Raw genomic sequence first — 25,323 nt, 5'->3', positions numbered from 1 at the left:
CCTCTCACCTTTTTTAAATCAATTTAACCTCGACAAGGTTCCCTTCTTCCAACAGATCTGCATTAACGGGGATTACTATATATCCGTCTGCCCTCTTTAAACTTGAAACCACGCTTGCACCCCTTTTAAGCACCCTAGCCAGATTCCTACCCTGCTGGTTTTCTATGCTCACCCTGATGTACTCCTCAGACCCCATATCTGAGAAAACCCTTCTCTCGAGCAGCGCCCAAGCCTTTTTCTGCTTGGAGTCTAAGCCATAAGCATTGAAAAACGCCTCTAAAAACAGCTCCCTTACCGCAAAGAACATAGAAACAGGATATCCCGGCAGGCCCATTACCAGCTTTGTACCCACTCTGCCTATAATGGTGGGTTTACCGGGCTTTATCGCCACGCCGTGCACAACAACCTCTCCCAGCCTGGAAATAACCTCTGCAGTTAAATCCATATCCCCCTTTGAAGAGCCGCCGTTTATAAACACCATGTCATATTCTTCTAAGAGACTTTCTATTTTGCTTACAAGCTGAGCAACGTCATTGGGTACAGGCTCAAAAACGCCTACATCAAATCCATATCTCTTCAGCAAATTGCTGAAGATCACCGAGTTAAACTCTACAAGCTGGTCTTGGTTTTCAATGAGGTCCACAAGCTCGTCGCCGGTGGGCAAAAAGGCCACCCTCGGCATTTTATATACCTCAACCTCCCTGTACCCTCCCGCTTTCAAATATACCTGCTCAAACTCGCCAAGCAGTTCCCCCTTTTTCACTATCATCTGGCCTTTTTGCACATCCTCACCTTTTGAGCGGACATTCTGGCGCGGATAATAGCTTTTGAAAATTTTTATGCCTTCATCCTCCTTTTGAGCCTCTTCAAAAGGTACAACAGCGTCATAATTTTCTATGCTGTGCCCGGTTTGAACAACTTTGAAGTCCTTGATCACCTTGGGCTGTACATCGGTGACATCATAAGTTTGTTGTGCATTAATGGCATATCCATCCATGGCAGCTACATCAACAGGTGGGCAGGTGTTTACAGAAAAGTAATCCCGCGAAACAAAACGTCCACCTGCGCTGTATATAGAAACCACTTCACTTTCCAAAGCCAAATGCTCCTTTAATATTTCTTCTATGCTCTTTCTGGCTACATCGGGTAACACAGCAGAGAAATGATAATCCTTCACAGCAACACCACCTCCACCACATCACCCGGCTTCAAACCCGTCCTGGTTGCCTCAAGCCTAACATATCCCGAAGCATTGTTAAGAAGGCTTATCGAACCCGACTTTCCATACAAAGGCTCTGCTAAAACCTCCTCGGAGTAAACCAGCTTCACAAACACGAACTCCGTCCTACCGCTTGAAGAAACAAAACCCGACTTTAGCTTAGCTAAAACCTTGCGGTCTGCATCCTGCTGCTTGAGCATCATATCAAAAAGCTTTTTTACGAAGAATTTGAATATAAACAGGCACGACACCGGATGCCCCGGAAGCCCAAACACAGCTTTATTCCCCACCTTCGCTATGATGGTGGGCTTGCCGGGCTTTATGGATATCCCGTCAACTAGGACCCTTGCCCCCTCCAAGCTCTGAATAGCCTTCAGCGTGGTGTCATACATTCCAACCGAACTTCCACCTGAGATCAGCACAACGTCGTTCTCCAAGACAGCCTTTGAAAGGAGACTTATCAAAGCCTCATAGTCATCCCTTACAATCCCGTACGATTTCGGAACAGCATACTCCTGTTTCAACGCACTGTACAGCGTATATGAGTTTATATCGTAAATTTTTGCTTCCTGAAGGGGCTCATCCTGCGTCATTATCTCATCGCCGGTTGAGATAACCCCTACTTTGAGTTTTAGGAAGACCTCCACTTCCTTCTGCCCCACCGCTGCCAAAACGCCTATTTGAGGCGCACCAAGCCTTTGGTATTTCCTTATAATTGTGCAGCCCTTCCTTATATCCTCTCCCTTTTTCAATATGTTCTCATTTGGCCTTGCCGGCTTAAAAACAAAGACCCTGCCCTCTTGCTCAATGGTATTTTCCAGCATAACCACGGCATCAGCGCCTTCAGGGATGGCACCGCCCGTAAAAACCCTTGCCGCCTGGCCCTCTTGTACTTTAAAATCCGGCATCTCCCCCGTTTTGACCTCTCCGATAAGTTCAAAAACTGCTGGATTCTCATCGTTAGCCGTAAATGTCCTTTGGCATCTAACGGCGTACCCATCCACCGTTGACTTGTCAAAATGCGGCACATCTATATCCGCTCTAATGTCGTCTGCACAGATTCGATCAACAGCTTCATGAAGCATTACCCTTTCGGTCCCGGGTATAAAATCCGAAAATTCCTGCTGCAAGATATCAAACACCTCAGATTCGGTCTTAAAAACCTTCATGTGTTCATCACCCACTTTGCGTACAATTTTTTCCTTTAAATAATATGGCAATCTTCAAAGCGTATAGTGATGGCTGGAACAGCTATTGTGGAATCATGGGTTACCGCTATTATACATCTGTTGTTTGAGTCCTGCCATATAAGCTCAAACACAAAGTTTCTTACCCTGCCATCCAGGTACGTATCGGGCTCATCCAGAAATAAAACATCAGCATCAGCATAAAACGCCCTTAAAAATGCCACCAGCTGCCTCTGCCCCAGCGAGAGGGAAAAAATGCTGGCACCAGGGTCAATTGAAAACTCATCCATTACGCGGCAGGCCTTAGCAAGGACGCTATCTCTTGCCCCCAGGGATATGTTGTAAAGCACGCTCCCTTTAAAGAAATACGGCTGCTGTGGAAGCATAACCCTTTTGTCAAATGTGTTTTTTATCACGCCTTTAAAATCCCTGTCCTTGCCGAACAGCATCTTCAAAAATGTGGTCTTGCCGCAGCCGTTTGGCCCCTTTATGATGTATAAGCCCTTTTTTTCAAACTTTAAACTCTCACAGTAAAACAACAGCTTATCCCCTATATATTTCTCGACGTTTTTCACCTCAATCAACTATATCACCCTGCAATACCTGCAAAGCTGTATTGAACCCAAAAGAAATAGCCAGCAAGATCAGCCCCAATAGAAGCGCCCTTGAAAACTCACCTTTTGAAACCTCATGGATTATGGCCGTTGTCAGTATCCTGGTTTGGCCCTCAATGTTGCCACCTACTATGAGCACCGCCCCCACCTCGGAGATTGCTCGGGAAAGCCCCAATACCCCCGCGTATACGAGTTCTCGGAAATATTCCCTCAGCACAACAAAGTATCTCTTATTGCCTTTTATACCCAGGTAATCAAGGTTATCCAACACCATCAGGATATTTTTAAGCCCCGACAAGGTATACAGTATTACAATAGGCACTATCAAAACCACCTGACCAATGACCATAGCCCACTTGGTGAACAGGATGTTCAAAAAGCCCAGCGGCCCTTTGCTCGAAAGCGTCAGGTACACCAGAAGTCCTGCCAAAACCGGCGGCAACCCCGACAGGGTATATACCCCTCTGATTATAAGCCTTCGCCCTCTAAACCTCTTAACTTTGAGAATATACCCTGCAGGCACAGCAATCAGCATCGAAATCAAGGTTGACGGAACACACACAATGAGCGTTGACAAGACAATATTGCCCACCATTGCCCATACCCCAGCACTTTTACAGATTAATCATTTGCACAACTGATAGAGTGGATTTTTAAAGTACTTCTGATTAAACTCTTCAACCAGCGCCTTAAACTTGCTGCCTTTAAAAAATTCCTCAAAAACTGGCCCTTCCTTTCTCGCAGCAGAAAGAGCAAAGTAGTAAACATTCATCAAAACCTCTTCGTCGGAATTTTGATAAATTACATCCAGGTTCCCCAGTTTATCCCTCATCTTATAGAAAGTAGCCTCATCGGTAAGAATAAAGGCTCGCTTTTCGTTTGCAAGGTTCAAGCTCATGCCCATGCCCTGTCCCGATTTTATATAACCATCAAAATCGGGAGAAACCCCTGCCAAATCCCATATCTCAAGCTCCCTTATATGAGTGGCCGAATTGTCAGCACGTGACACAAACGGCAGACCTATGTTTTTGATTATCAAAAAGGCCTCCTGAACGGAACCAACATTTTTAAACAAATTCTCTGCCTCCTTAGGACCAACAAGAATAAAACGGTTATAGACCAAAGGGATATACCCATTTATATATCCTTCATCCAACAGCTCATCCAAAAAGGACTTTTCGTGGATGATTATCCCGTCAACATCTTTATTCATAAACATCTTAACGGCCTGCCCACTGCCGACAGAAATAAAATTGAGCTTAATGCCATAATCGTCCTCAAAGGATGGAAACACAAAATCCAAAAAACCGCTGTCGTATATGCTGGTGGTGGTAGCAATCTTCAGAGTAACCGCAACCTTTGAGCTCTGGCAGCCCGTAACAAACAGTAAAGCCAACAACAAAAGCCATACCGCATGTCTTTTCACTTGAAAATGCCTCCTTTTGGGCTGCTGAATGGCCCTTTTTGCTTTGATATTGCCTACCTTTGCCTCATTTTATATTTAATTCGGTAATAGTAAAAAAGGATGCTCCCCGCTTTAAAAAGGCAAAAGAGCATCCCTTCTACCCTGTCTTTCCTTTCCAAAGCGGGAGGCGCAGCGGTTTCCCGTAGACTGCACCCTATCGGCCAAAGCACCATAAAGGGAAAACTACAGTATAGATGTTTCCCTTCTTAGGCTGCAATGGCTCGGAAAGACATTAAAATTCAAAAACCCTGCATTCATTTGTCAAAAGATTGACAACCAGGCACCTGCCCACAAGGGGCTTCCCCTTACCTGATACAAGCTTACAAAATTCTGAAAGCTCAAGGGCTGCCGTCAGCATAGGCGCAAACACGGGGTTCCCAAGCACCTTCTCAGCCCCCTGCCCACTGACACCTCCAAAGAGCCTTTCTATAGATGGCGTATATTTTGTTATTACAGCCACCTGCACATACCACCCTGCACACCCACCGTGGATCAAGACCTTATCGGTTTGCTGCACAAACTTGGAGAGCCCTTTCCTTATCTCGATATTATCGGTAGCATCAAATATATAATCTGCCCGGCCCAAAAAATCCGGGAGATTCTCCAGGCAGGCCCTTTGGCTGATGGGCTGGAAATGCACCCTTGGATTTATTTCCTTCACCCTCTTTTCAGCCTCAATGACTTTGGGACTGCCCAGATTGCTCACAGTCGATAAAACCTGCCTGTTCAAGTTCGTCTCATCAAACACATCCTTATCTATGGCTATTATCTCTTTCACCCCAAGGCGCGCCAACCCTTCTATAATAAATCCCCCGATTCCTCCAGCCCCTACCACGGCAGCCGTCGTTTGGAATACCCTTCCTTGACCTTTCAAACTAAGCGTACCAATGTTTTTTATATACCTCTTCTCCACTTTTAAGCATTAACCTCCAGTCGCAAAAGGCAAAACATGCACACTATCACCTTCGGAAAAGACGTAATCACAATCAACCCTTTTTTGATTTACAATTACAAAACCAACCTTATCCAATGGTATATTCAATATTTCAAGCAAATTCTGCACACTAAAACCCGGTTTCACATCCATTTCAAACTTCCCGGTTCTGCTGCCGTAGTTTCCAAAAAAGTCATTGACCTCTATTCCAATCCTCATATTCCTTCTCCACCCTGTCTATATACATCTTCAAAAGCCTATTGAGCCTCTCCTCATCCATCTTACCCCATAAAGTAGGCGTTTCAAACACCCTCTTGGGGAACCTGTAATTTTCAAGGGAAAACCCAAGCTCTTTCTTGATCTTGAGCTTGGTAAAGAATATATCATTCCCTAGCCTTGTCAGGTCATCATCGCTCCAGTCAATGCCTATGGAATGAAGCGCTTTCAGTATAGTAACCCTGTCATACACCTTTCGCGCGAACAGGCAGATGCACAACGACGTCAGGATGTTCCTCTCTTTCTCCTCCTTTATCACATAATCTACTATCTCCTCATCTTTAAGTTCTTTTGCGCTCTGGTCGTATGAATACCCCGCATTGTCAAGGTGCGAATGCCTAGAACCCACAGTCTGGCCTAACGCAAAAGCATACCCGGTATGGTAACCCGCCATTTCATTTCCGCCGTAAAGCAGAGCAAACTCCTGACCTCCGTATTTTTTAACCGCTTCCTTTAAACCATTCCCAATGGTGTAATAAAACTCGTTTACCCTGTCTGCAATATAATCTATGGCCTTGATGTACTCCTTAGTATTTCCAAATTCAAGGTCTGCTAAGGTGTCTTGTTTAGTTATAAGCCCCTTTTGCAGGGCCTCAGTAGCCCATGCCAAAACAACTCCCGTGGTCATGGCATCAAGGCCAGCCTGCTCTACCTCTTCTATTATTTCCAGCACTTCATCGCTGGTCTTTATCCCAAGCAGGCTGCCCAGCGCATATATTAGCTCATGGTCATACGACACCGCTATTGACTCATACTCATATCCCTTATCAAACTCTCTCCTAAACTGTCCTATATGAATACACCCGATTGGGCAACCGGTGCATGAGACCTTTCTTATAAGGTTTTTCTCAGCAAATGTTTCACCCGATATATCATCCGCATGTTCAAAGGTGGACTGCAAAAGATTCTTAGTGGGTAGAGAACTTATAGCATTTAGCACCTTTATGTTTACGGGCGTTCCGAGCTCATGGTATTTAGCCATGGCATCGGTCTGAGTCGCCTTCTTGTATATCTCCTGATAAGTCCTAAAATACTCCTTTAAATTGGAAATGGGCAGGTCCCTCTCTCCCATGATTATCATGGCTTTCAGGTTCTTGCTGCCGAATACCGCACCTATACCTAGCCTTCCAAAGTGCCTGTAGGTATCCACATTGACACACGAATATGTGACAAGGTTTTCACCCGCCCTGCCTATCCTGATGATGCTCCTCTTGCCCGGTCCTGGTTCCCTCTCCCTGACCAGCCTTCCTACATCTTCTACATCAAGCCCCCACATGGCTCTGGCATCTTTAAACTCTATACTTCTATCAGTTATTGACAAATAAGTGGGCTTGCCAGCCCTGCCCGTTATAACAATGGCGTCATACCCAGCATTGCGCATAGCCATGGCCAACCTTCCGCCGGCATGGCTTTCACCGTACTCACCCGTGTGAGGCGATATAAAGGTTGCAACCGCCTTGGTTACAACAGGGAATATAGTGGAAAGCGGGCCAATGGAGATTATAAGCGGCTGCTGCTCGTGTAGCGGCGGCAAGTTCTTCTTCATATTTTCCTCAAGAAGCTTTGCTGCCACACCGGTACCACCCAAGCATTTATACAAGTCCTTCCTCTCTTTAATATCCGCCTTCCTGCTCTCAAGGTCTATATAGAGTACCCTTATAAAGTCCTTCCCCAGCATTTACTCCGTCACCTCTTCCATGCTCAAACAGTTGTGCGGGCACATCCTCACACACGCCCCGCAGTGTTTGCACACTATTGGTATTTTTCTGTCATAGTCCATGTGAATTGACCCAACTATGCACGCAGAAACGCACTTCTCACAGGCAATACACCTTTCCGGAATCAAATTCACTCCCCCACCGGGGCGCCTGACAAGGGCATTTGTGGGACAGGCCTCAGCACAAGCAGGTTCCTTGCATGCAACACAAATCGTTGCGGCAAACTTGCTCTGCAGCCCTCCCCTGGTCTTGACCTTTATGGAGCTTTTTGCAAGATTGTGGTTGTTATGATTCACAGCAGCGCACGTAAGCATGCACGTAAAGCAACCAAGGCACTTGTTCATGTTATCGGCTCTCAATACCTTTGGCAATCGAATCACCACCTGAAATCCATATATTTCTCAAACATTGTTTTATTTTTGACAAAGTTTATTATAACATTGCAAGAACAATTTTACAATATTCAATTTGCTATTTTTTTAACAAATATTCGCCTGGATTTGTTGTAAAAGCCCTTCTTCAAAATTTTTCGCCGCTTTTTATAAAAAAATAGCATAATCTTAGAGTAAACTTTTTAAAATCTAAAGAGGATTTTACAAAAATACGGCGAAATATGTTTTAATAGTAGAAAATGGTTCATTGTAAATATACGGATAAGTAAGAGGGGGATATCAGGGTTTATGTCATTAGACCATACAAAGATTCAAGAATATGAAACCTTCTTAAACAAAATCCCGGGAATTATCTCCTCAAAAATAGTATTGAACCAAGAAGGCGACATAATTGAACTTCACATATTAGCAAGCACAGAGCGCAACCCTAAACAGATATCTCGAGACGTACAGTCTGCGCTCATGGCCAAATACGGCATCCCCCTTGACCACAAGGTGATAAGCATAGCGCAGATACAGGATGGGAGCAGGATATGCCGTGTAAACCCTCGCCTTGCAATAAAAAGCGTTTCCATAAACATGGAAGACTCACGGGTTGAGGCACGGGTGGTCCTAGCCAAAGATGACAAGGCATTTGAGGGTACCGCTTGCGGGCTAAACTTCACTCAGGGGCGCTTTCGAGCCTTGGCTGAGGCTACAATAAACGCCATACAACAGTTTTTAGGCGGCGAATGCATGTTCAGCGTGATGGACATACAGAAAACCGCTATATCAGGAAAACCCGTATGTATTGTAGCCATATCACAAGTTTCCGACCACACAGAGGGCTTCCTTGTAGGCTCAGCCCCCATAGAACATGATGAAAACAAGGCCGTTGTAAAGGCGGTACTGGACGCCCTTAATAGAAAGTTGGGCAAACTCGCCTGAGAGTAAAAATTTAATATTATCGAAGCAACGGACACACCAACGCTCAAGCCAAAAAGGCCAAACCCCGGTTTTTGCCCAATTTATACAATAACAAGCGGAGCGGAAAAAGGCCTGCCTCATTAGCGAAGGGCAGAGAACTCTAAACAGGAGGGTGTAAAGCCATGAAAAAGGTCCTGGGGGTCTTAATCGCCCTGATTTCCCTCATTCTGGCAGGCGGCGCAGGATTTTTCTGGTGGTAATTTAAACTAAAAAAGCTGGGGTTTGGCCATTTAAATACAAAACCAAAAGCGGAGGTAGCAAAACAACCATGAATAAGAAAGCCATCCTTTTCCTGAGCATCGTATCCATTGTGGGGGTATTCATAATATCAATCTCGATATATAACATGCCTAAAATACAGACATACGAACTTGTACTCTGGATTTTGCTAGCAGGAATGAGTCAATCCTTTCTAGTCCTATTTATGCAGAACGGTGTGTTAAGTGTAGTCTTTGCAATTATACTTGCAGCACATCTGTACCAGGGGACATATTTCGCCGTTGTAGTTGCAGCAAATAGTGTATTGTTTCAATTTTATCACCCTAGAAAAGGTGTTTATGAACACGTATTTAATAGACCATTTTATAAAACGTTGTTTAATATGTCAAATCTTGCCATAAGCGCATACATATCAGGCAGCGCATACCAAGCCATGCACAACAGGCTGCAAGCAAGCGGCAACCTCTACTTGTATATGCTGTGCTTGATTACATACATAACCTTGTTCTTGCTGTTTAATTCCTCTATACTCATGCTTCTCATGAAATTTCTGACCCAACAGCCATTTTTTAAACTGTGGAAAAAAAATATCCTGTGGGCCATACCCAATTTTTACGCCCTGGCCCCTTTCGGGTATTTCATATACCTCCTCTACCAAATCCCCAACGGCCATATATATGTGATACTGCTGTTTGGCCCCCTGCTACTTGCACGCTACTCTTTCCAGCTTTACCTTGAGTCGCAAAAGAGATATTACCAAATAATACAGACCCTTACAGCGGCAATTGAAGCAAAGGACAAATACACAGAAGGGCATTCCAAACGCGTGGAGATGTATGCTGAAAAGATTGCCAGAAAGCTTAAACTTCCCCCTTCCAAGATAGAGGCCATTAAGGTAGCAGCTCTATTACATGATATAGGAAAAATAGGCATAGAGGATTCCATACTGCGTAAACCCCACTCGCTTTCCCTGGAAGAATGGGAAAAAATCAAACAACACCCCGACATAGGGGTAAAAATACTGGAAGATGTAGATTTTTTAGATGACGTAAAGAATCTCATAAAGAACCACCATGAGCGGTATGACGGAAACGGCTATCCTCAAGGAAGTAAGGGCGAAGAAATACCCATCGAGGCTTATATAATTGCGGCAGCCGACGCCTATGACGCCCTCACCTCGGACAGGCCATATAGAAAAGCCTTTACTCCACAGGAGGCTTTAGAGATCATCAGACAAAACAAAGGGACCCAATTTCACCCAGTAGTGGTAGATGCTCTAATAAGCGTAGTTCAAGAGAAAGGATGAGATGTTAACTATGTTAGCGTTTATTGTCATAGCACTGAGCCTCATTATCTCTCTTTTAAGAGGAGGACAACTGAAGAGGCTAAAAGACATCCATTTTCGCATGCCATACCTGGTCATAATATCGTTGTTTTTGGATTTTTGGCCCTATCACTTACTTAACACGCCTCATTGGATGGCATTTATAATATTCATAGTTGAATACACATTATTATTTGCCTTTATACTCATTAACAGCTCATACAAACATTTGAAAACCATAGGAATTGGAATAGCGCTTAACTTTTTAGTGATACTTTCAAACGGCGGAGCCATGCCGGTATCCCAACATACTCTCCAAGTACCCTCGCTGAACAAATACGTACAGATGATCCAAAACGGCAATCTTCCCAGTTACACATTGATGGCAGACAAAACTCCTTTATGGTTTTTAGCCGACATAATTTATTTGCCTTGGCCTAGAGAGCAATTTATAAGCATAGGAGACGTTATAATAATGCTCGGCATATTTCTGTTCATACAGAACATAACGCAGGCTGAATAGCACACAAATCTTTACATCGGCATAACAATTTCGTCAAATTTTAAAAGGTATTTTCCTTTTCTTCACTTTTGTTTAAAATCTTCAAAATTGTTAAGCGCATCTTTAAATATTAAACACTTAAACACAAAGATATAATGCTATTTTTCATTTCTGGAAAATAAAATGTAACAATTGAGTGATATACTAATATTAGAAAAATTTGATACTGAATAGAGGTGAATCCTATTGAAAATACTCAGATTGTATATTATTCCCGCCATTGTAATATTAGCCATAGTGTTAACAGCATGTGGTACGAGTAACAAAACTAAACCCCCTGGCACACAACAACAAAACCCCTTTGAAGGTGTTACCCCATCCCCTTCAAATGAAACGCCTCAAGAAGAAAGCCAAAATAACGGCCAAGGACAAGAAGATGAACCCGACCAAACGGCCGGCAACAAAGAAATGTTGGGTATAGAAGAAATCACCCAGCTTTTACCAGCACGTCCAGATTATCAATGGTCATACAACGGCTTTGCCGAATACGGCCATAGGATGGTGCTTCAAGATATTTCAAAGCAAGATGATGTCATAATCTACCACGTAAAGGGAGAAGTAGATGACATGTCAGGAGGGGAGTCAAATCAAGACCTGTCGTTTTCTGTAACCTATACAGTAAAGCCAGGCGTGCTTATCCAAAACAAGACAGGGCGAGCCATGATGGATACCTCGTTCAAAGACCTGGAACTTATAAGAACGCCGCTACAAAAAGGAAATAGCTGGATTCAGGAAACCACTAAAGAAGACGGGACACCAGTTACACTAAAAACCACAATTACCGATGTAAAAGAAGAAAACGGTCAGAAAATATACACTGTGGTATATAAAGATACGCAGAGCGAATACTATGAAAAGCGCGAGATAAAAGAGGGAGTGGGGGTTCTATCCTACGAAAAACTCTATATGGACCCCAACGGTAATTTCACCATAGGATACTATATCTACTATCCCGGTACGGGCTACAGAAATAAGCTGGAAATAGACGCTTATCTACCCAAACTCAACACCCAACTACGGTACTTTGGCCTTGCCGAATACGGACATGTGGGAGTATTAAAGAAGATATCCAGCACATCAGATAACGCCATATATGAATTCCAGGGAAAGTACCAAGACGGGTCAGGAATAAATGACAAATTTACAGTGAGATACTATATTGACTACGTAAAAGGCACAGTGACCGAAAAAGTGATGTCGAGTACCCGGTTTGATCCGCCCGAGGTAAACTCCAAGCTGCACAACCTGGTGATATTGAAAACCCCATTCAAACAGGGAGCAACATGGAGCCACAGCACTAGGGTAAACGGAAAGGAATACAAGGTAACAGCCAAAATAAAAGAATATGACCCGGCAACGGGCAGAATGAAGGTAACATATACGGTCAAGGGCGTGCCTGGGTATTTCCAAAACACCTATATAGAAGAACGTATATTTGAACGTGGTCGAGGCATGGTAGGGTTTTCTAACCTTATGCCAGGGGACATACCCATAAGCGAAGCCGATGCAAAAGACAGCAAAAAGTTAGGAGAAGCTCTTATCAACCACATGTTTGGATATTCACTGAACCCTGAATTTTAAAAGCCGGAACAAATGCTCCGGCTTTTTTGCATATATTGCGTTTCAAAAGGCATTTCAAAACCTTTAAAAAGACGGCACCTCAAAACTATCGCAAGATTTTACTATACATTCATCAACCAGCAGCTCATAACCCCTCAATAAGGGTGTTACACATGCCTTTTTGTTCATTTTTGAGAATTTTAAGGGTTTTTTGCTTATTAATCCTATAGATATTGTAATAAATCATATAGTTTCCTATAATCAAAAATACAGACTCATTAAGAAGAGAGGAGGAACCCTATGGATTTAAAACCGCGTAAATTATTTAAACAAACGGCTATTGCGTCCATCGATGACTTTGTATACGGAATTGCCCCAAAGCCGGTAAAAACAAAAAACGGCATGATAATAGGCGGAGGCACTGTTTATCCTGAAATCAACATGACTCTCCCACCCATGAAAATTGAACCTGCTACTATCTCAGAAGTATATAAACAATACAAAGAAATGATCGTGGGCATTTTAAAGCGCGCAAAAGACCTTCATGCCCCTGGAATCATCGTTGAAGTTGAGTTGCTTCCAGAGACAACAAAAGAACCAAAATGGGGAATTGAAATCACCAGAATTTTACTAGAGCACATGAGAGAATTTGAAGCAAAATACGGTCTTAAAAGCGTACTGAGATGTACTCCCAACGACATCAGAGAAATGGTACGTCCCTCATTTATGAGGCAGGGCCAGTTCCTGGAAAGCATGCTTACTACTTTTCAAAGGTGTGCTGAAGAAGGAGCCGATATCCTATCCATAGAATCCACAGGCGGCAAGGAACTCCACGACGAAGCTCTGATCAATTGCGATATGAGAAAAGCCATCTTTGCTCTTGGGGTTTTGGGTATAAGGGATATGCGGTTCCTATGGGCACATATAGTGCAAATAGCCGAGACAACCGGTTCTATACCAGGTGGAGACACGGCTTGCGGTTTTGCCAATACCGCCATGGTACTGGCAGAGCAGGGCATGATTCCAAAAGTATTTGCAGCAGTGGACAGAGTAGCAAGTGTACCTAGGACATTAGCTGCTTATGAGATGGGAGCAATAGGGCCAAATAAAGATTGCGGTTACGAAGGGCCTTATATCAAGGCCATAGCCGGCGTTCCTATATCAATGGAGGGCAAAACAGCAGCATGTGCCCACCTAAGTGCGCTGGGCAATATAGCAGCATGCGTTTGCGATTGCTGGAGCAACGAATCGGTACAGAACATCAAGCTTTTGAGCGCTCCTGCCCCTGTCGTTTATACAGAGCAACTGATTTATGACTGCCGCTTGATGAACCAGGCATCAGCCGAAGGGCACAATTACGCTTTAAAGATGCGCGATTGGTTGGCCAAATCCGATGACAAATTTGATCCGCAGGCATACATTTTAAGACCAGACATTGTACTTAAGATCAGCAAAGAACTGGTAAAAGAGAAAGACGCCTTCCTAGCAACCAAGAAGGCAGCAATTCTTGCAGTGGATATAATAAAAAGAGGCGTCAAAAATGGCGAAGTAATGGTACCCCCACGGGAGCAAAAATGGCTGGACATCATAAACGCCCAACTTGAAACCATACCCGATAATGAAGAGGAATTTTGGTATGAAATAAAGAAGGAAGTAGATTTGACAAAATGGAGACCCGAAGAATACGGCTTAGAATGAATGTAAGATGCCTTCTCATTTGCCTCAAAACATCAGGTGATAAGAAGGCAGTTGCTTTAGTTGCCTTCTTCAGTCTCACAAGGTCGTTCCTCCTCACAAGGTTGTTCCTCCTCACAACACGACCCCACATATAAATCCTTCATGCCTTCTATCTCTTCTCTTATACTTTCTACCAGTTCTTCAGGCTTTTGCACCACCGCCAGCTTCCCGAAGCTCAGCACCCACCTCTTTATATCGATAAGCCCTTTTACCCTGGCTTTAAAAATTACAGATCCATCCTCAAGCGCCTCAATCTGCTGATTGGGGAGCCATTTCTTCTCCTTTATCCATATGCTGGCAGGGTGGAAAAACCGTATCTCAACATCGTATTCTTCACCCTCAATTACGCTAAAGATGTTTGACATATACTCCTTTATCGAAAAATCGCTCGGATAAACAAAAGTCGTATCCAGTATTTCGATTTCTTCTATCCTAACCAGCTTGAAGGTGCGCACCTGTTCTCTCAAATGGCAATATCCGATCAAATACCACGAACCCTCGCGATAAACTACAGCGTAAGGGTCCACCTCTCGCCTCTTTCTTTCATCCCTGGATGCAGTATAGTAGAGAATCCGTATGCGCTTGCGCTGCTTTATGGCCATATAAACGGTACTCAATATCTTATTTAAGTTATCCTTCAAATCGACCTTTCCCAAAGAAAGCATTAATTCATCTGTAGGAATGGGGAAAACATTAACTACCATATCACCTAAAGCACAGCGTATTTTGGCCACTGCTGTCTGTAACTCATTTGCAAGCGGAAATCCGCTTTTGGAATTCAAAAGCTTTTCTGCCAATATCAAAGCAGAGTATTCCCCTTCATCAAGCTTAGGCACCTCAAAATAGTATTCATTCCCTAGATAATAACCCCCCGCCCTTCCCGGCATCCCCTGAACGGGAATTCCAGCTTTTTTTAAATACTCGATATACGCCTTTACATTTCGCGGAGTTATGTCAAGGATTTCAGCTATTTCTTTTGTTGACATCATCTGCCGGGTCTGAAGCAGCGCAATTATTTTTAAACACTGGCTTAGCTTACTCACGTTTTACACACCCTTCTTTAAAATATTTTAATAAAAGATGTATTCTACAAATTATAACAAACTCCTTCTAAGAGACAAATTTTTAATAGATATGGAAATAATTGTTAATATATTTTACAAAAAAAACCTCTTGCTTTTCTCGCTAATTTATATTAGAATATACCCAATTATACATAAATATGCATTTAAAGGCTATGAAGGGAAGAGTAGAATTTCCAGTCGGGCTCAAGAGAGCCGGTGGTTGGTGTAAACCGGTGCCCGGGGAAGTGTCGAAGTCGTCCTGGAGCTGCAAGGCTGAAACGTCCAGTAAGCCTTGACGGGAGCTCCCGTTACAGTGCAAGGATATAATCCCAAGTTTTATATTGGGCCGTATCCTGGCGAGGCTGTTGCCGCGAGGCAACAGCGAACATGGGTGGTACCACGGAAGAGAACCTTTCGTCCCATTTTAAGAAGGGGATGAAGGGTTTTTTAATACTCATTTTTAGAAAAAGGGGGCGATGAAAGAGTGAAATTGAAAGGTGCACAAGTGGTCATAGAGTGTTTAAGAGAGCAGGGTGTAAATATCGTTTTTGGCTTCCCTGGAGGAGCAATCCTTCCAGTATACGATGCACTTTATGATGCAAAAGACATTACCCATATTTTAACCGCTCACGAACAAGGAGCTACCCACGCTGCAGATGGATACGCCAGAGCTACTGGGAAAGTTGGCGTAGTGTTTGCCACATCAGGGCCAGGAGCCACCAACACGGTAACCGGGATTGCAACCGCTTATATGGACTCAGTACCTCTAGTTGTATTTACCGGTCAGGTAGCTTCTTCGCTGCTTGGCAAAGACTCATTCCAAGAAGTAGATATCACGGGCATAACCGCGCCTATTACCAAGCATAACTATATCGTCAAAGATGCCCAACGTCTGCCAGATATCATAAGGCAGGCTTTCAAGATAGCACGAAGTGGCCGTCCAGGCCCTGTTTTGGTCGATATCCCAAGGGATATACAAAATGCCGTAATAGATTATCAACCAGTTCAAGTGGATACAAGCTATGTAAACGAAGATATATTTCATCCTCAGTTTTATCGTAATGAGCAAATCGAAAAAAACATTCAAAAAGCTGCAGAAGCTATAAACAAATGCGAAAGGCCAGTGATATATGCAGGGGGAGGCGTAAACATCTCGGGTGCAAACCATGAGCTGGTGACTTTCGCAGAAAAGATAAAAGCACCTGTGACTTGCTCGCTCATGGGTTTGGGCGCTTTCCCAGGTACACACCCATATTTCATGGGTATGGTGGGAATGCACGGAACGAGGGTTTCTAACTACGCAGTCTCCAACTGTGATTTGCTGATAGCTGTAGGTGCCCGGTTTAGCGACCGTGTCGTAAGCAAAGCCGATAAGTTTGCCACTCGTGCCAAAATCATCCATATAGACATTGACCCTGCAGAGCTGGGGAAGAATATTGATGTGCATATACCTATCTGTGGGGATGTAAAAAAGATACTTCAGAGATTGATCGAGCTGGTGGACGAAAAACAGCCTAACAGCTGGAATAAGCAGATAGAAGATTGGAAGAGGGCATATACCTTAAAACATTATACTCCCAAAGGGAAATTATCCCCCCAATTTATTATAGAAAAGCTTTATGCCCTTACTGCGGGAAAAGCCATAATCACAACTGAAGTAGGACAGAATCAGATGTGGACCGCCCAGTTTTACAAGTTTGACGAACCGCGAACCTTTATCTCTTCCGGTGGTTTGGGCACAATGGGCTATGGCCTGGGCGCAGCTATAGGAGCATGCATCGGAAGGCCTGATCGAAGGGTTATAAACGTTGCAGGCGATGGAAGCTTTAAAATGAATTCGACTGAATTGGCTACAGTTTCAAGATACAAGTTGCCCATAATACAACTGGTCCTAAACAATCAAGCCCTAGGTATGGTACGCCAATGGCAAAGGCTGTTCTACAATGGTAGATTCTCATACACCACTTTAGGCCCTGATGTGGATTTTGTAAAGCTGGCCGACGCTTATGGAATCAAAGGATTCAGGATAACTTCCAACGAAGAAGTAGAAGATACGCTCAAGCAAGCGCTTGAAATGCAACAGCCTGTATTGATAGAGTGCATTATACATCCAGATGAAATGGTATATCCCATGGTTCCGCCAGGAGCACCCATTGATGAGGTCATTGATTGAAAGTATAATATAGTTTGATGAGTTAAAAAGGTTTTTAAATAGCAAGAACTTGAGCATTATCTGCCGAGATAGGGAGGAGTTAACCATGAACGTGGATGTAAAGCGTGTATGGCAGGGTTTTTGGCAATTGGCTGACCCAAAAATATGGATAGCTTCAACAGTGCCGATGGTTGTAGGTGCGGCATTTGCCTTTGGCAGTACGGGGAAGTTTGACATCTACTGGTTTATCGTGGCTCTCACAGCCGTTTATTGTATAGAAATCGGTAAAAACGCGGTAAACGAATGGGTGGATTATTTGTCGGGGGTTGATCGGTTCGTAACCCCCGACAAAAGAACCCCCTTCAGTGGCGGGAAAAAGACTATTGTGGACGAGAAGCTTACGCCGTCTGAAGTCGTCATGATTGCCCTCGTTACTTTTCTGATCGCCTGTGGGATAGGCCTTTACATCATATTTTTTAAGGAAATAGGTGTATTGTGGATAGGCATTGCTGGCATCTTGCTTTCCATATTGTACAGCCTTCCTCCTTTCAAGCTGGCCTATCGAGGGCTAGGAGAAGTAACGGTGGGGTTGACTTTTGGACCGCTCATAGTCCTAGGTATATATTGCTTGCAAACAGGCAAAATGGATTTATCAGCTTTATGGGTATCACTACCCATAGGGATTCTAATAGCCAATGTACTGTGGATAAATCAATTCCCTGATTATGAAGCCGACCTCCAAGGTAATAAAAGAAACTGGGTGGTTAGGCTGGGCAAAGAAAAAAGCGTCAAGGTATTCGCAATTTTGTTTCTGATTGCCTATTTGTGGTTTATCTTATTAGCTATTGTACTGAAAAATCCTTTTTGGCTGCTCGGCTTAATCAGCGTTCCGTTGGCGGTAAGAGCTGTTAGGGTTGCGCAGCAACATTATAATGATATCCCCAAATTAACGGAAGCCAACCTGAGGATGGTACAGGTTTATCAGCTGACTGGTTTAACCATGACAATTGCTGCTGTATTGGGCAGATTTATATAAAAGTATGCAAACCAGGGGTTGAAAAAAGAAACAAGTTGGGTGTAATTGATTCTAAGGCTTGGTTAAGAGAAGAGAGTAGTAGAACAAAAAGGTGGAAAACTCTATGAGAAATTTCGAGACCTACATAATAGCTCAGATTGAGGAGTTTATATATCCTATCACTATCATAGCTTCTGCTAGAGGAGTAAGAGAAATACATTTTTCTTCTCTTGATACCATTGTAAAAAAATTGGCTCAAGAAAATATACCGTACCTAATCGATTTATCTCATCCTGCAGTCATTGAACTTAAACAGTATTTTCGAGGTCAGAGAAAACATTTTGGCGTTCCTGTCGATATAGAGGGGACTCCGTTTCAGATGAAGGTGTGGAAAGCGTTACAGTCAATACCGTACGGCCAAGTACAGAGCTATAAAGAAATTGCAGAAAAGATAGGCCACCCTAAAGCCCCCCGCGCTGTGGGACGTGCATGCGGTGCTAATCCAGTTCCCATAATAATACCCTGCCATAGGGTAGTTGCAGCCAGCGGCAAACTGGGGGGCTTTAGCGGAGGGATTGAGATAAAAAAAGTTTTACTTAATCTGGAGGGAATCCTCTTTAAATGACCAAAAATGTCATAGTTTATGCATGCCATTGAGGTTTTTGCACAAACGGTCAATCTTTTTCTTTAACAAGCTCAGCAATGGCATGGGCGTAGACTTTAGCGTTCAGCATCAGGTCCTCGATTTCTATATACTCATCTTTCTGGTGTGCCATCTCTGGCTTTCCAGGGAATACCGCTCCAAAGGCAACAGCATTTTTGATGGCCCTAGCATAGGTACCGCCCCCTATAGCCACTGTATAAGCTGGTTGTCCTGTTTGCTCAGCATATACCTTTTTCAAAGTCTGTACTAAAAAGTTTTCTTCGGGCACATAAAGAGGGCCTTGATGGTCTAAAACCTCTACTTCGATGCCATATTCATCAGCCACCTTGCATATGCGTGATAATATGTCCTGTTTTTCAAAACTTACAGGATAACGTATATCGATAACCACCCGACCACGCTGATTATTTACCTCTATTATGCCTAAATTGAGGGTGAGCTTTCCCGAAAGATGATCCTCCAATGCCAAGCCCATAGAATAGCCGTCAAATTCCATCCCAATGGCTTCCGCAAGAAAAGCAATAAACCTTTCCATTTCGCTATCTCCCACCCCTAAAGCCAATAGACAAAGCAACATCTGTCCTATAGCATTTTTCCCTTTTTCAGGCATGCTCGCATGGGCAACCTGGCCAATAGATTTAACAATCAAATCTCCATTATCGCATATTTCTATCTTCACTGTATATCCCAATTTACTCTTCATATTCGCAATGTCTTTGCTCAACTCTTCCTTGTCAATATTCGCTTCAAAAATACAGGTACATTCGTCGGGAACCATATTTGGTCTCTGCCCACCGTATAACTTTTTAATTCCTATAGAAGATTTTTGCCCAGGAGAAAACTTTTTTCGCAGCTCTATATGTAAAATCCCTTTTTCTGCATTGATAATAGGATAGCGGCCGTCAGGACTCATCCCAAAATCGGGTACAGACTCTCGTTTAAAATAATACTTAAGGTCCTCCCATCCGCTCTCTTCATCGGTACCCAATATTAGCCTTACCTTCTTATTCACAGGTAACCCAGACTCCATAACGGCTTTCATGGCATAAAGCACTGCAATAGTAGGTCCTTTGTCGTCAATGGCTCCCCTGCCGTAGATCCTACCGTTATGGACCTCTCCGCCAAACGGGGGGTAGCTCCAACCACTCCCTGCAGGCACCACATCCAGATGCGTCAATATCCCCAGCATTTTTTCGCCTTGACCAAATTCAATATGGCCGGCATAGCCATCTACGTTTTTGGTATTAAACCCCAGATTTCTGCCGAGGGTCAACACATAGTCAAGCGCTCTATAAACATCCTCGCCAAACGGCTTGCCAGGTCGTGGCCCCCCTTCTACACTGGGTATAGCTACCAGCTCTTGCGTGCAACGTATAATTTCATCCCTATATGACTCGATAAAGTGGTTTAAAATCATAAAAACCCTCCTTAAATTTTCAGGGTTTACACTTTGTATCAACTTTAATCTGCCGAAAAAGTTCCAGTGCCATCTCCTCCGCCACACCAGATAATCAACTGCTTTTTATCGAATGTTTACCGCTAATCTTATTATAACACAAAAATGTCGGTTATGTATTTTCAACCAATTATCAGAAAACTTTCCTTCTTGGTTATAATATTGGAAAAATCTTTACAATTATTTTAAAAACATATACGCTACTAAGCAAAACATGGTAAAATATAAAAAGTACCTTAAAACTATTTTTATCATGTTTGCTTTCAAAATTTTTCTGTTAAATTCTCTCAAAGCATGACTTTTACCAAATTTAAAAAGGGGGCGCAAATGATGAAGATTATAATATGCAAAAGTTATGATGAGATGAGCCAAATAGCAGCTGAAATTGTGGCTCAACAAATAAATAGCAATCCTCATACTGTTCTTGGCCTGGCAACCGGAAGCACACCCATGGGGATGTATAAAAATCTAATCAAAATGAACAAAGAAGGCAGAGTTGACTTTTCCAACGTGGTGACCTTTAACCTCGATGAATATGTGGGGCTTGACAAGGGCCATCCCTGCAGCTACCACAGATTTATGGACGAAAACTTCTTCAATCACATAAACATAAAGAGGGAAAACGTGCATCTGCCCAACGGCACGGCTCCTTCCCTGGAAGAAGAATGCAAAGCCTACGAAAAGAAGATTGCTCAAGCAGGCGGTATCGACTTGCAGGTATTGGGCATTGGCCATAACGGCCACATCGGCTTTAACGAACCAGGTACCCCATTCCACTCTGTTACGCACGTTGTGGAGCTGGCACAGCGCACCATCCAAGCAAACTCCAGGTTCTTCAACTCGCCAGACGAAGTGCCACGTAAAGCCATTTCAATGGGCATAAAGACCATTATGCAGGCGCAAAAGATCCTGCTTTTGGCCTCTGGAAAAAGCAAAGCAGAGATTGTAAGTAAGGCGCTTCATGGGCCTGTCACTGCTGATGTACCAGCTTCAGTACTTCAGCTCCATCCAAATGTAACGGTAATCTTAGATGAAGATGCAGCATCGGCTTTGGACAGGTAAACATTATTTTAACAGTGAGATAAAAAAAGAGAGCCGACCTCCCGGCCCTCTTTTCTTGTTTTTTCCAGTTATTCTTTAGTCGCATACAGGAATACCTTGAACCCTAACGGGTCATAGTAGAACCCCTTTATTTTGGGATTTATTAAGTATACATCCGTATAATAGTACACAGGAATTATCGGCATTTCTTTCATCAAAATCTCCTCAGCCTTATGCATGGCTTCCATTCTTTCCTTCTGATCCCCTGACCTCTTGGCCAATTCAATGAGGCGATCGTATTCGCTGTTCTTCCATCGAGCATCATTTTGACCGCTCTTGCTATGCCACATATCAAGCATGGTCATTGGATCAACATAGTCACCCAACCATCCATGGCGTGCAATCTCATAATTGCCCTGTGTACGGGTCTCCTGGAATACCGCCCACTCTTGGCTATCCAGTTTTATATTTATACCCAGATTTTTCTTCCACATCTCTTGCACAGCCTCAGCAATGGCCTTATGACCACCTTCCGAATTGTACAATAACGTCAACTCAGGGAACCCTTGACCATTGGGATATCCTGCCTCGGCCAAAAGCTTGCGCGCCTCTTCAACATTCTTCTGATAATCCTCGCTTATATAATTTCCTCCAACTTTTCTAAAATCAGAGCCTTCTTTGGCATCAGGCATTCCTGGCGGCACCCATGCATAGGCAGGAAGCGCAAAATTCTTGGCTGCATTATCGATAATGTACTGCCTATCAATGGCAAGCGCTAAGGCCTTTCTCACTCTGACATCATTTAGAGGAGGCTTCTCCACGTTGAGGCAGAAGAAGTAAGTTCCTAGAGATGGTTTAATGGTAACCTTCCCTTCCTCTTTCAACCGAGGAATTTCCTCAGCTGGAACGGCGTCAGCAAAATCAATCTCCCCTGCTTCAAAAGCCGAAAGCTCAGAAGCCGGGTCGTCTATCATCGTAAATACAAGCTCTTTAGCCTTTATAGCATCTTTGTTCCAATAAGTATCGCTCTTTTTTAAAACAATCTTATCGTTGAGCGAATACTCTGCAAGAACCATGGGACCATTTGTAATGTAGGTGTCTGGGTTATTAGCCCAACCCTCGCCGTATTTTTCAATGATGTCCTTCCTTACAGGGAATAAAGTAGGAAATGCAGTCAATTGGAGGAAATAAGAGCATGGGGCTTCAAGTTCAACCTCCAGCGTCTTATCATCAACAGCTTTCACCCCCAGCTCTTCAGGGCTCATTTTCCCTTCAGTAATAGCCTGGCCATTCTTTACATACCAAAGCTGATAAGCGTATTCAGCCCCCGTATTTGGATCAACAGCCCTCCTCCAGGCATACACAAAGTCATGAGCCGTCACAGGTTGACCATCTGACCACTTAGCATCGCGCAGATAAAACGTGAATTTTGTCCCATCTTCATTCATTTTCCATTCTTTTGCAATACCCGGCTGAATCTGCCCATTCTGGTCTTTGCGCGTCAGCCCTTCAAAGCAATGCACAATTACACTCCCTGCCTCAACTGCATTATTGAGCTGAGGATCTAGAGTCTTGGGATTGGCTCCCATGTTGTAGACAATAGGCTTGCTGTCAGAATCACTCGATGAACAAGCCGTAAATAGTGCAGAAACTAAGAACACACACATCAATAATACACTTAATCTCTTTATCATACTCTTACCTCCTTTTTTATATATAAAGCCACAAGGGCTTTTAAACCTTTCCTTTTTTGTATCTTTATTCTACAAAATGGCAGGCCACCATATGTCCTCCCCCGTAATCTTTCATTACAGGCTCTTCCTCTGCACACATTTTGCGTGCAATGGGGCATCGTGTCCTAAAACGACAGCCAGAGGGAGGATTAATGGGCGTGGGAACGTCTCCTTCCAAAATTATGCGCTTACGCTGTTGTGCAGCATCAGGGTCAGGTACAGGTATAGCCGAAAGCAGAGCCCGCGTATAGGGATGAAGCGGCCTATCGTACAATTCATCACTAGGAGCTAGCTCGACCAGCTTTCCAAGATACATTACCCCTACGCGATCAGAAATATGCTTCACCATGGACAAATCGTGGGCGATAAACAGGTATGTGAGGCCTAATTCATCCTGTAAATCCTCCAGCAGGTTTACTATTTGAGCCTGTATGGAAACATCTAAAGCGGATATGGGCTCATCACACACTATAAATTCAGGATTGACTGCCAACGCCCTGGCTATACCTATCCTTTGTCTCTGTCCTCCGCTAAACTCATGTGGATAACGGTTGGCGTGTTCTTTGCTTAAGCCAACTTTACTTAAAAGGTCGTATATAATGGCTTTTCTCTCTTCTCCCTTGGCAATGTTGTGAATATCAATGGATTCAGCTATTATATCGCCTACCGTCATCCTGGGATTAAGAGAAGCATAGGGGTCTTGAAATATAATCTGCATTTTCTTCCTATACGGGCGCATCTGCCTATCGTTCAAATCAGTTATATCATTGCCATTGAATATAATGCGCCCATCGGTAGGAGAATAAAGCTTGAGTATCGTACGGCCAACTGTCGTCTTACCGCATCCACTTTCCCCTACCAAGCCTAGAGTCTCACCCTTGTATATGCTAAAAGTAACCCCATCCACCGCCTTAAGAACCTGTTTTTTGCCTCCTATGAGCGATCCTCTGACGGGAAAATATTTCTTCAGATCTCTTACTTCAATCAATACCTCTTTAAAACTGCTCACTTAAAGCTCACCTCTTCCTTATCCCATCTGACGACAGTAGGAGCTCGGGGGTCGAGCAACCAGCACGCTGCTTTATGCGTCTCCGAAACCGAATACAGCTTAGGGCTATATTCTTTACATACCTCCATCGCATAACGGCATCGAGGCATAAACGGACATCCCTTCGGCGGTTTCAATAAATCAGGGGGTTGACCCTCAATTGGAACCAATCGCTGTTTGGACAGCATGTTAATCCGAGGAACAGACCTCAAAAGCCCCCATGTGTAAGGATGTTTTGGGCTATAAAATATCTCTCTTGTAGTACCCTCTTCTACGATAATGCCAGCATACATCACTATTATCCTACTACAAAGGTCAGCCACAATCCCCAGGTCATGGGTTATGAGCATTATCGACATATTGTAATCCGCCTTGAGCCGTTTTAAAAGCTCGAGTATCTGAGCCTGTATGGTAACGTCCAAAGCCGTGGTAGGTTCATCCGCAATCATGAGCTCTGGCTGACAGCTCAAAGCCATTGCAATCATTACCCTCTGGCGCATGCCGCCGCTAAACTCGTGAGGATACTGGTTAAGCCGCCTCTCAGGGTCAGGTATACCTACTGCCTTAAGAAGTTCAATCGCCTGCTCACGTGCAGCCTTAAAGCTCATTTTTTTGTGAACCCTGAGCGGTTCTATCAGCTGATCCCCTATGGTGTATACAGGGTTTAACGAAGTCATAGGGTCCTGAAACACCATAGAAATTCTATTCCCTCGAATCTTTTGCATTTCTTTTTCGCTTTTCTTGAGCAGGTCCTCACCGTTAAAATATATTTCTCCCTTAATTATTTTTCCTGGGAAAGGAACGAGGCGCATTACAGAGAGGGAGGTAACGCTTTTACCACAACCAGATTCTCCCACTATCCCTATAGCTTCTCCTTTATATATATCAATATTTACACCCCTGACAGCCTTTACTTCGCCAACATGAGTAAAAAATGAAGTATGCAAATCTCTAACTTCTAGGACCTTTTCCACATC

The 25,323-nt window shown here is 43.6% G+C and carries 23 protein-coding genes, 1 riboswitch and 1 other annotated feature; of the genes, 9 read left to right on the top strand and 14 right to left on the bottom strand.

The genetic code is table 11. The annotated features are described in order from the left end of the window. Positions 1-13: 13 nt before the first annotated feature. The 9 genes from JOD02_RS07985 to JOD02_RS07945 form a co-directional block, all read right to left on the bottom strand. Positions 14-1,177: a molybdenum cofactor synthesis domain-containing protein gene (locus JOD02_RS07985; protein ID WP_204488567.1), complete on the bottom strand. Its 1,164-nt coding sequence runs from the start codon at positions 1,175-1,177 to the stop codon at positions 14-16. After that, positions 1,174-2,388: a molybdopterin molybdotransferase MoeA gene (locus tag JOD02_RS07980; RefSeq protein WP_204488565.1), complete on the bottom strand. Its 1,215-nt coding sequence runs from the start codon at positions 2,386-2,388 to the stop codon at positions 1,174-1,176. Before JOD02_RS07980 ends, JOD02_RS07985 begins: the two co-directional genes overlap by 4 nt. A gap of 35 nt (positions 2,389-2,423) precedes the next feature. After that, the gene (locus JOD02_RS07975) at positions 2,424-2,981 is read right to left on the bottom strand and encodes an ATP-binding cassette domain-containing protein (RefSeq protein ID WP_341534571.1); all 558 of its coding nucleotides are present in this window, start codon (positions 2,979-2,981) and stop codon (positions 2,424-2,426) included. Between the two features lies 1 nt (position 2,982). Next, on the bottom strand, positions 2,983-3,615 hold the full coding sequence (locus tag JOD02_RS07970) for an ABC transporter permease (RefSeq protein ID WP_204488562.1): 633 nt from the start codon (positions 3,613-3,615) through the stop codon (positions 2,983-2,985). A gap of 30 nt (positions 3,616-3,645) precedes the next feature. Beyond that, positions 3,646-4,446: a substrate-binding domain-containing protein gene (locus JOD02_RS07965; RefSeq protein ID WP_204488560.1), complete on the bottom strand. Its 801-nt coding sequence runs from the start codon at positions 4,444-4,446 to the stop codon at positions 3,646-3,648. A 131-nt stretch (positions 4,447-4,577) separates the two neighbouring features. Continuing rightward, a riboswitch (molybdenum cofactor riboswitch) is annotated at positions 4,578-4,724 on the bottom strand. Then, positions 4,718-5,398, bottom strand: coding sequence for a ThiF family adenylyltransferase (locus tag JOD02_RS07960; RefSeq protein ID WP_204488558.1), 681 nt, complete (start codon positions 5,396-5,398; stop codon positions 4,718-4,720). Its footprint overlaps the riboswitch before it by 7 nt. Positions 5,399-5,407: 9 nt before the next feature. Beyond that, positions 5,408-5,638 carry a MoaD/ThiS family protein gene (locus JOD02_RS07955; protein WP_204488556.1) on the bottom strand — a complete coding sequence of 77 codons (231 nt, stop codon included), beginning with the start codon at positions 5,636-5,638 and terminating at the stop codon, positions 5,408-5,410. Continuing rightward, positions 5,613-7,373, bottom strand: coding sequence for an aldehyde ferredoxin oxidoreductase N-terminal domain-containing protein (locus JOD02_RS07950; protein WP_204488554.1), 1,761 nt, complete (start codon positions 7,371-7,373; stop codon positions 5,613-5,615). Before JOD02_RS07950 ends, JOD02_RS07955 begins: the two co-directional genes overlap by 26 nt. Continuing rightward, a complete protein-coding gene (locus tag JOD02_RS07945) occupies positions 7,374-7,784 on the bottom strand; it encodes a 4Fe-4S dicluster domain-containing protein (protein WP_243426416.1) in 411 nt (136 codons plus the stop codon). 309 nt (positions 7,785-8,093) lie between these two features. On the opposite strand from JOD02_RS07945, the gene JOD02_RS07940 reads away from it, so the two are divergent. From JOD02_RS07940 to JOD02_RS07920, 5 genes are all read left to right on the top strand, one after another. Continuing rightward, positions 8,094-8,732 (top strand): hypothetical protein, encoded by a 639-nt coding sequence (locus tag JOD02_RS07940; RefSeq protein WP_204488552.1) that lies wholly within the window; start codon positions 8,094-8,096, stop codon positions 8,730-8,732. Positions 8,733-9,039: 307 nt separating this feature from the next. After that, positions 9,040-10,296: an HD-GYP domain-containing protein gene (locus JOD02_RS07935; protein ID WP_204488550.1), complete on the top strand. Its 1,257-nt coding sequence runs from the start codon at positions 9,040-9,042 to the stop codon at positions 10,294-10,296. 10 nt (positions 10,297-10,306) lie between these two features. Then, positions 10,307-10,837: a DUF5317 domain-containing protein gene (locus tag JOD02_RS07930; RefSeq protein ID WP_204488548.1), complete on the top strand. Its 531-nt coding sequence runs from the start codon at positions 10,307-10,309 to the stop codon at positions 10,835-10,837. Between the two features lie 225 nt (positions 10,838-11,062). Next, positions 11,063-12,457, top strand: a complete 1,395-nt coding sequence (locus tag JOD02_RS07925; protein ID WP_204488546.1) for a hypothetical protein — start codon at positions 11,063-11,065, stop codon at positions 12,455-12,457. A gap of 279 nt (positions 12,458-12,736) precedes the next feature. After that, positions 12,737-14,134, top strand: a complete 1,398-nt coding sequence (locus JOD02_RS07920) for a methyltransferase MtaB domain-containing protein (RefSeq protein ID WP_204488544.1) — start codon at positions 12,737-12,739, stop codon at positions 14,132-14,134. A gap of 56 nt (positions 14,135-14,190) precedes the next feature. On the opposite strand, the gene JOD02_RS07915 is transcribed toward JOD02_RS07920, so the two are convergent. Further along, a complete protein-coding gene (locus JOD02_RS07915) occupies positions 14,191-15,216 on the bottom strand; it encodes a WYL domain-containing protein (protein WP_204488542.1) in 1,026 nt (341 codons plus the stop codon). Between the two features lie 185 nt (positions 15,217-15,401). Further along, positions 15,402-15,662 (top strand) — a binding site (T-box leader). 59 nt (positions 15,663-15,721) lie between these two features. Between JOD02_RS07915 and ilvB the strand changes: the two genes are divergently transcribed. From ilvB to JOD02_RS07900, 3 genes are all read left to right on the top strand, one after another. Beyond that, positions 15,722-17,410: a biosynthetic-type acetolactate synthase large subunit gene (ilvB, locus tag JOD02_RS07910; protein ID WP_204488540.1), complete on the top strand. Its 1,689-nt coding sequence runs from the start codon at positions 15,722-15,724 to the stop codon at positions 17,408-17,410. Positions 17,411-17,495: 85 nt separating this feature from the next. After that, positions 17,496-18,425, top strand: a complete 930-nt coding sequence (locus JOD02_RS07905; RefSeq protein ID WP_204488538.1) for a prenyltransferase — start codon at positions 17,496-17,498, stop codon at positions 18,423-18,425. A 103-nt stretch (positions 18,426-18,528) separates the two neighbouring features. Beyond that, positions 18,529-19,029 carry a methylated-DNA--[protein]-cysteine S-methyltransferase gene (locus tag JOD02_RS07900; protein WP_204488537.1) on the top strand — a complete coding sequence of 167 codons (501 nt, stop codon included), beginning with the start codon at positions 18,529-18,531 and terminating at the stop codon, positions 19,027-19,029. A 49-nt stretch (positions 19,030-19,078) separates the two neighbouring features. Here the strand turns inward: JOD02_RS07900 and pepV are convergent, their stop codons facing one another. Beyond that, positions 19,079-20,485, bottom strand: a complete 1,407-nt coding sequence (pepV, locus tag JOD02_RS07895) for a dipeptidase PepV (RefSeq protein WP_204488536.1) — start codon at positions 20,483-20,485, stop codon at positions 19,079-19,081. Between the two features lie 369 nt (positions 20,486-20,854). On the opposite strand from pepV, the gene nagB reads away from it, so the two are divergent. Continuing rightward, complete coding sequence (nagB, locus tag JOD02_RS07890) at positions 20,855-21,586, top strand: glucosamine-6-phosphate deaminase (protein WP_204488535.1); 732 nt, start codon at positions 20,855-20,857, stop codon at positions 21,584-21,586. A gap of 68 nt (positions 21,587-21,654) precedes the next feature. On the opposite strand, the gene JOD02_RS07885 is transcribed toward nagB, so the two are convergent. From JOD02_RS07885 to JOD02_RS07875, 3 genes are all read right to left on the bottom strand, one after another. After that, the gene (locus JOD02_RS07885; protein WP_204488534.1) at positions 21,655-23,259 is read right to left on the bottom strand and encodes a peptide ABC transporter substrate-binding protein; all 1,605 of its coding nucleotides are present in this window, start codon (positions 23,257-23,259) and stop codon (positions 21,655-21,657) included. 64 nt (positions 23,260-23,323) lie between these two features. After that, the gene (locus tag JOD02_RS07880) at positions 23,324-24,307 is read right to left on the bottom strand and encodes a dipeptide ABC transporter ATP-binding protein (RefSeq protein WP_204488533.1); all 984 of its coding nucleotides are present in this window, start codon (positions 24,305-24,307) and stop codon (positions 23,324-23,326) included. After that, positions 24,304-25,320 (bottom strand): oligopeptide/dipeptide ABC transporter ATP-binding protein, encoded by a 1,017-nt coding sequence (locus JOD02_RS07875; RefSeq protein WP_204488532.1) that lies wholly within the window; start codon positions 25,318-25,320, stop codon positions 24,304-24,306. The genes JOD02_RS07880 and JOD02_RS07875 overlap by 4 nt, the downstream gene beginning before the upstream one ends. Positions 25,321-25,323: the final 3 nt, after the last annotated feature.

This window comes from Caldicoprobacter guelmensis, assembly GCF_016908415.1.
GTDB lineage: Bacteria > Bacillota > Clostridia > Caldicoprobacterales > Caldicoprobacteraceae > Caldicoprobacter > Caldicoprobacter guelmensis.
The sequence above is the reverse complement of the archived record's forward strand: the minus strand, read 5'-3'. Positions and strand labels throughout refer to the sequence as shown.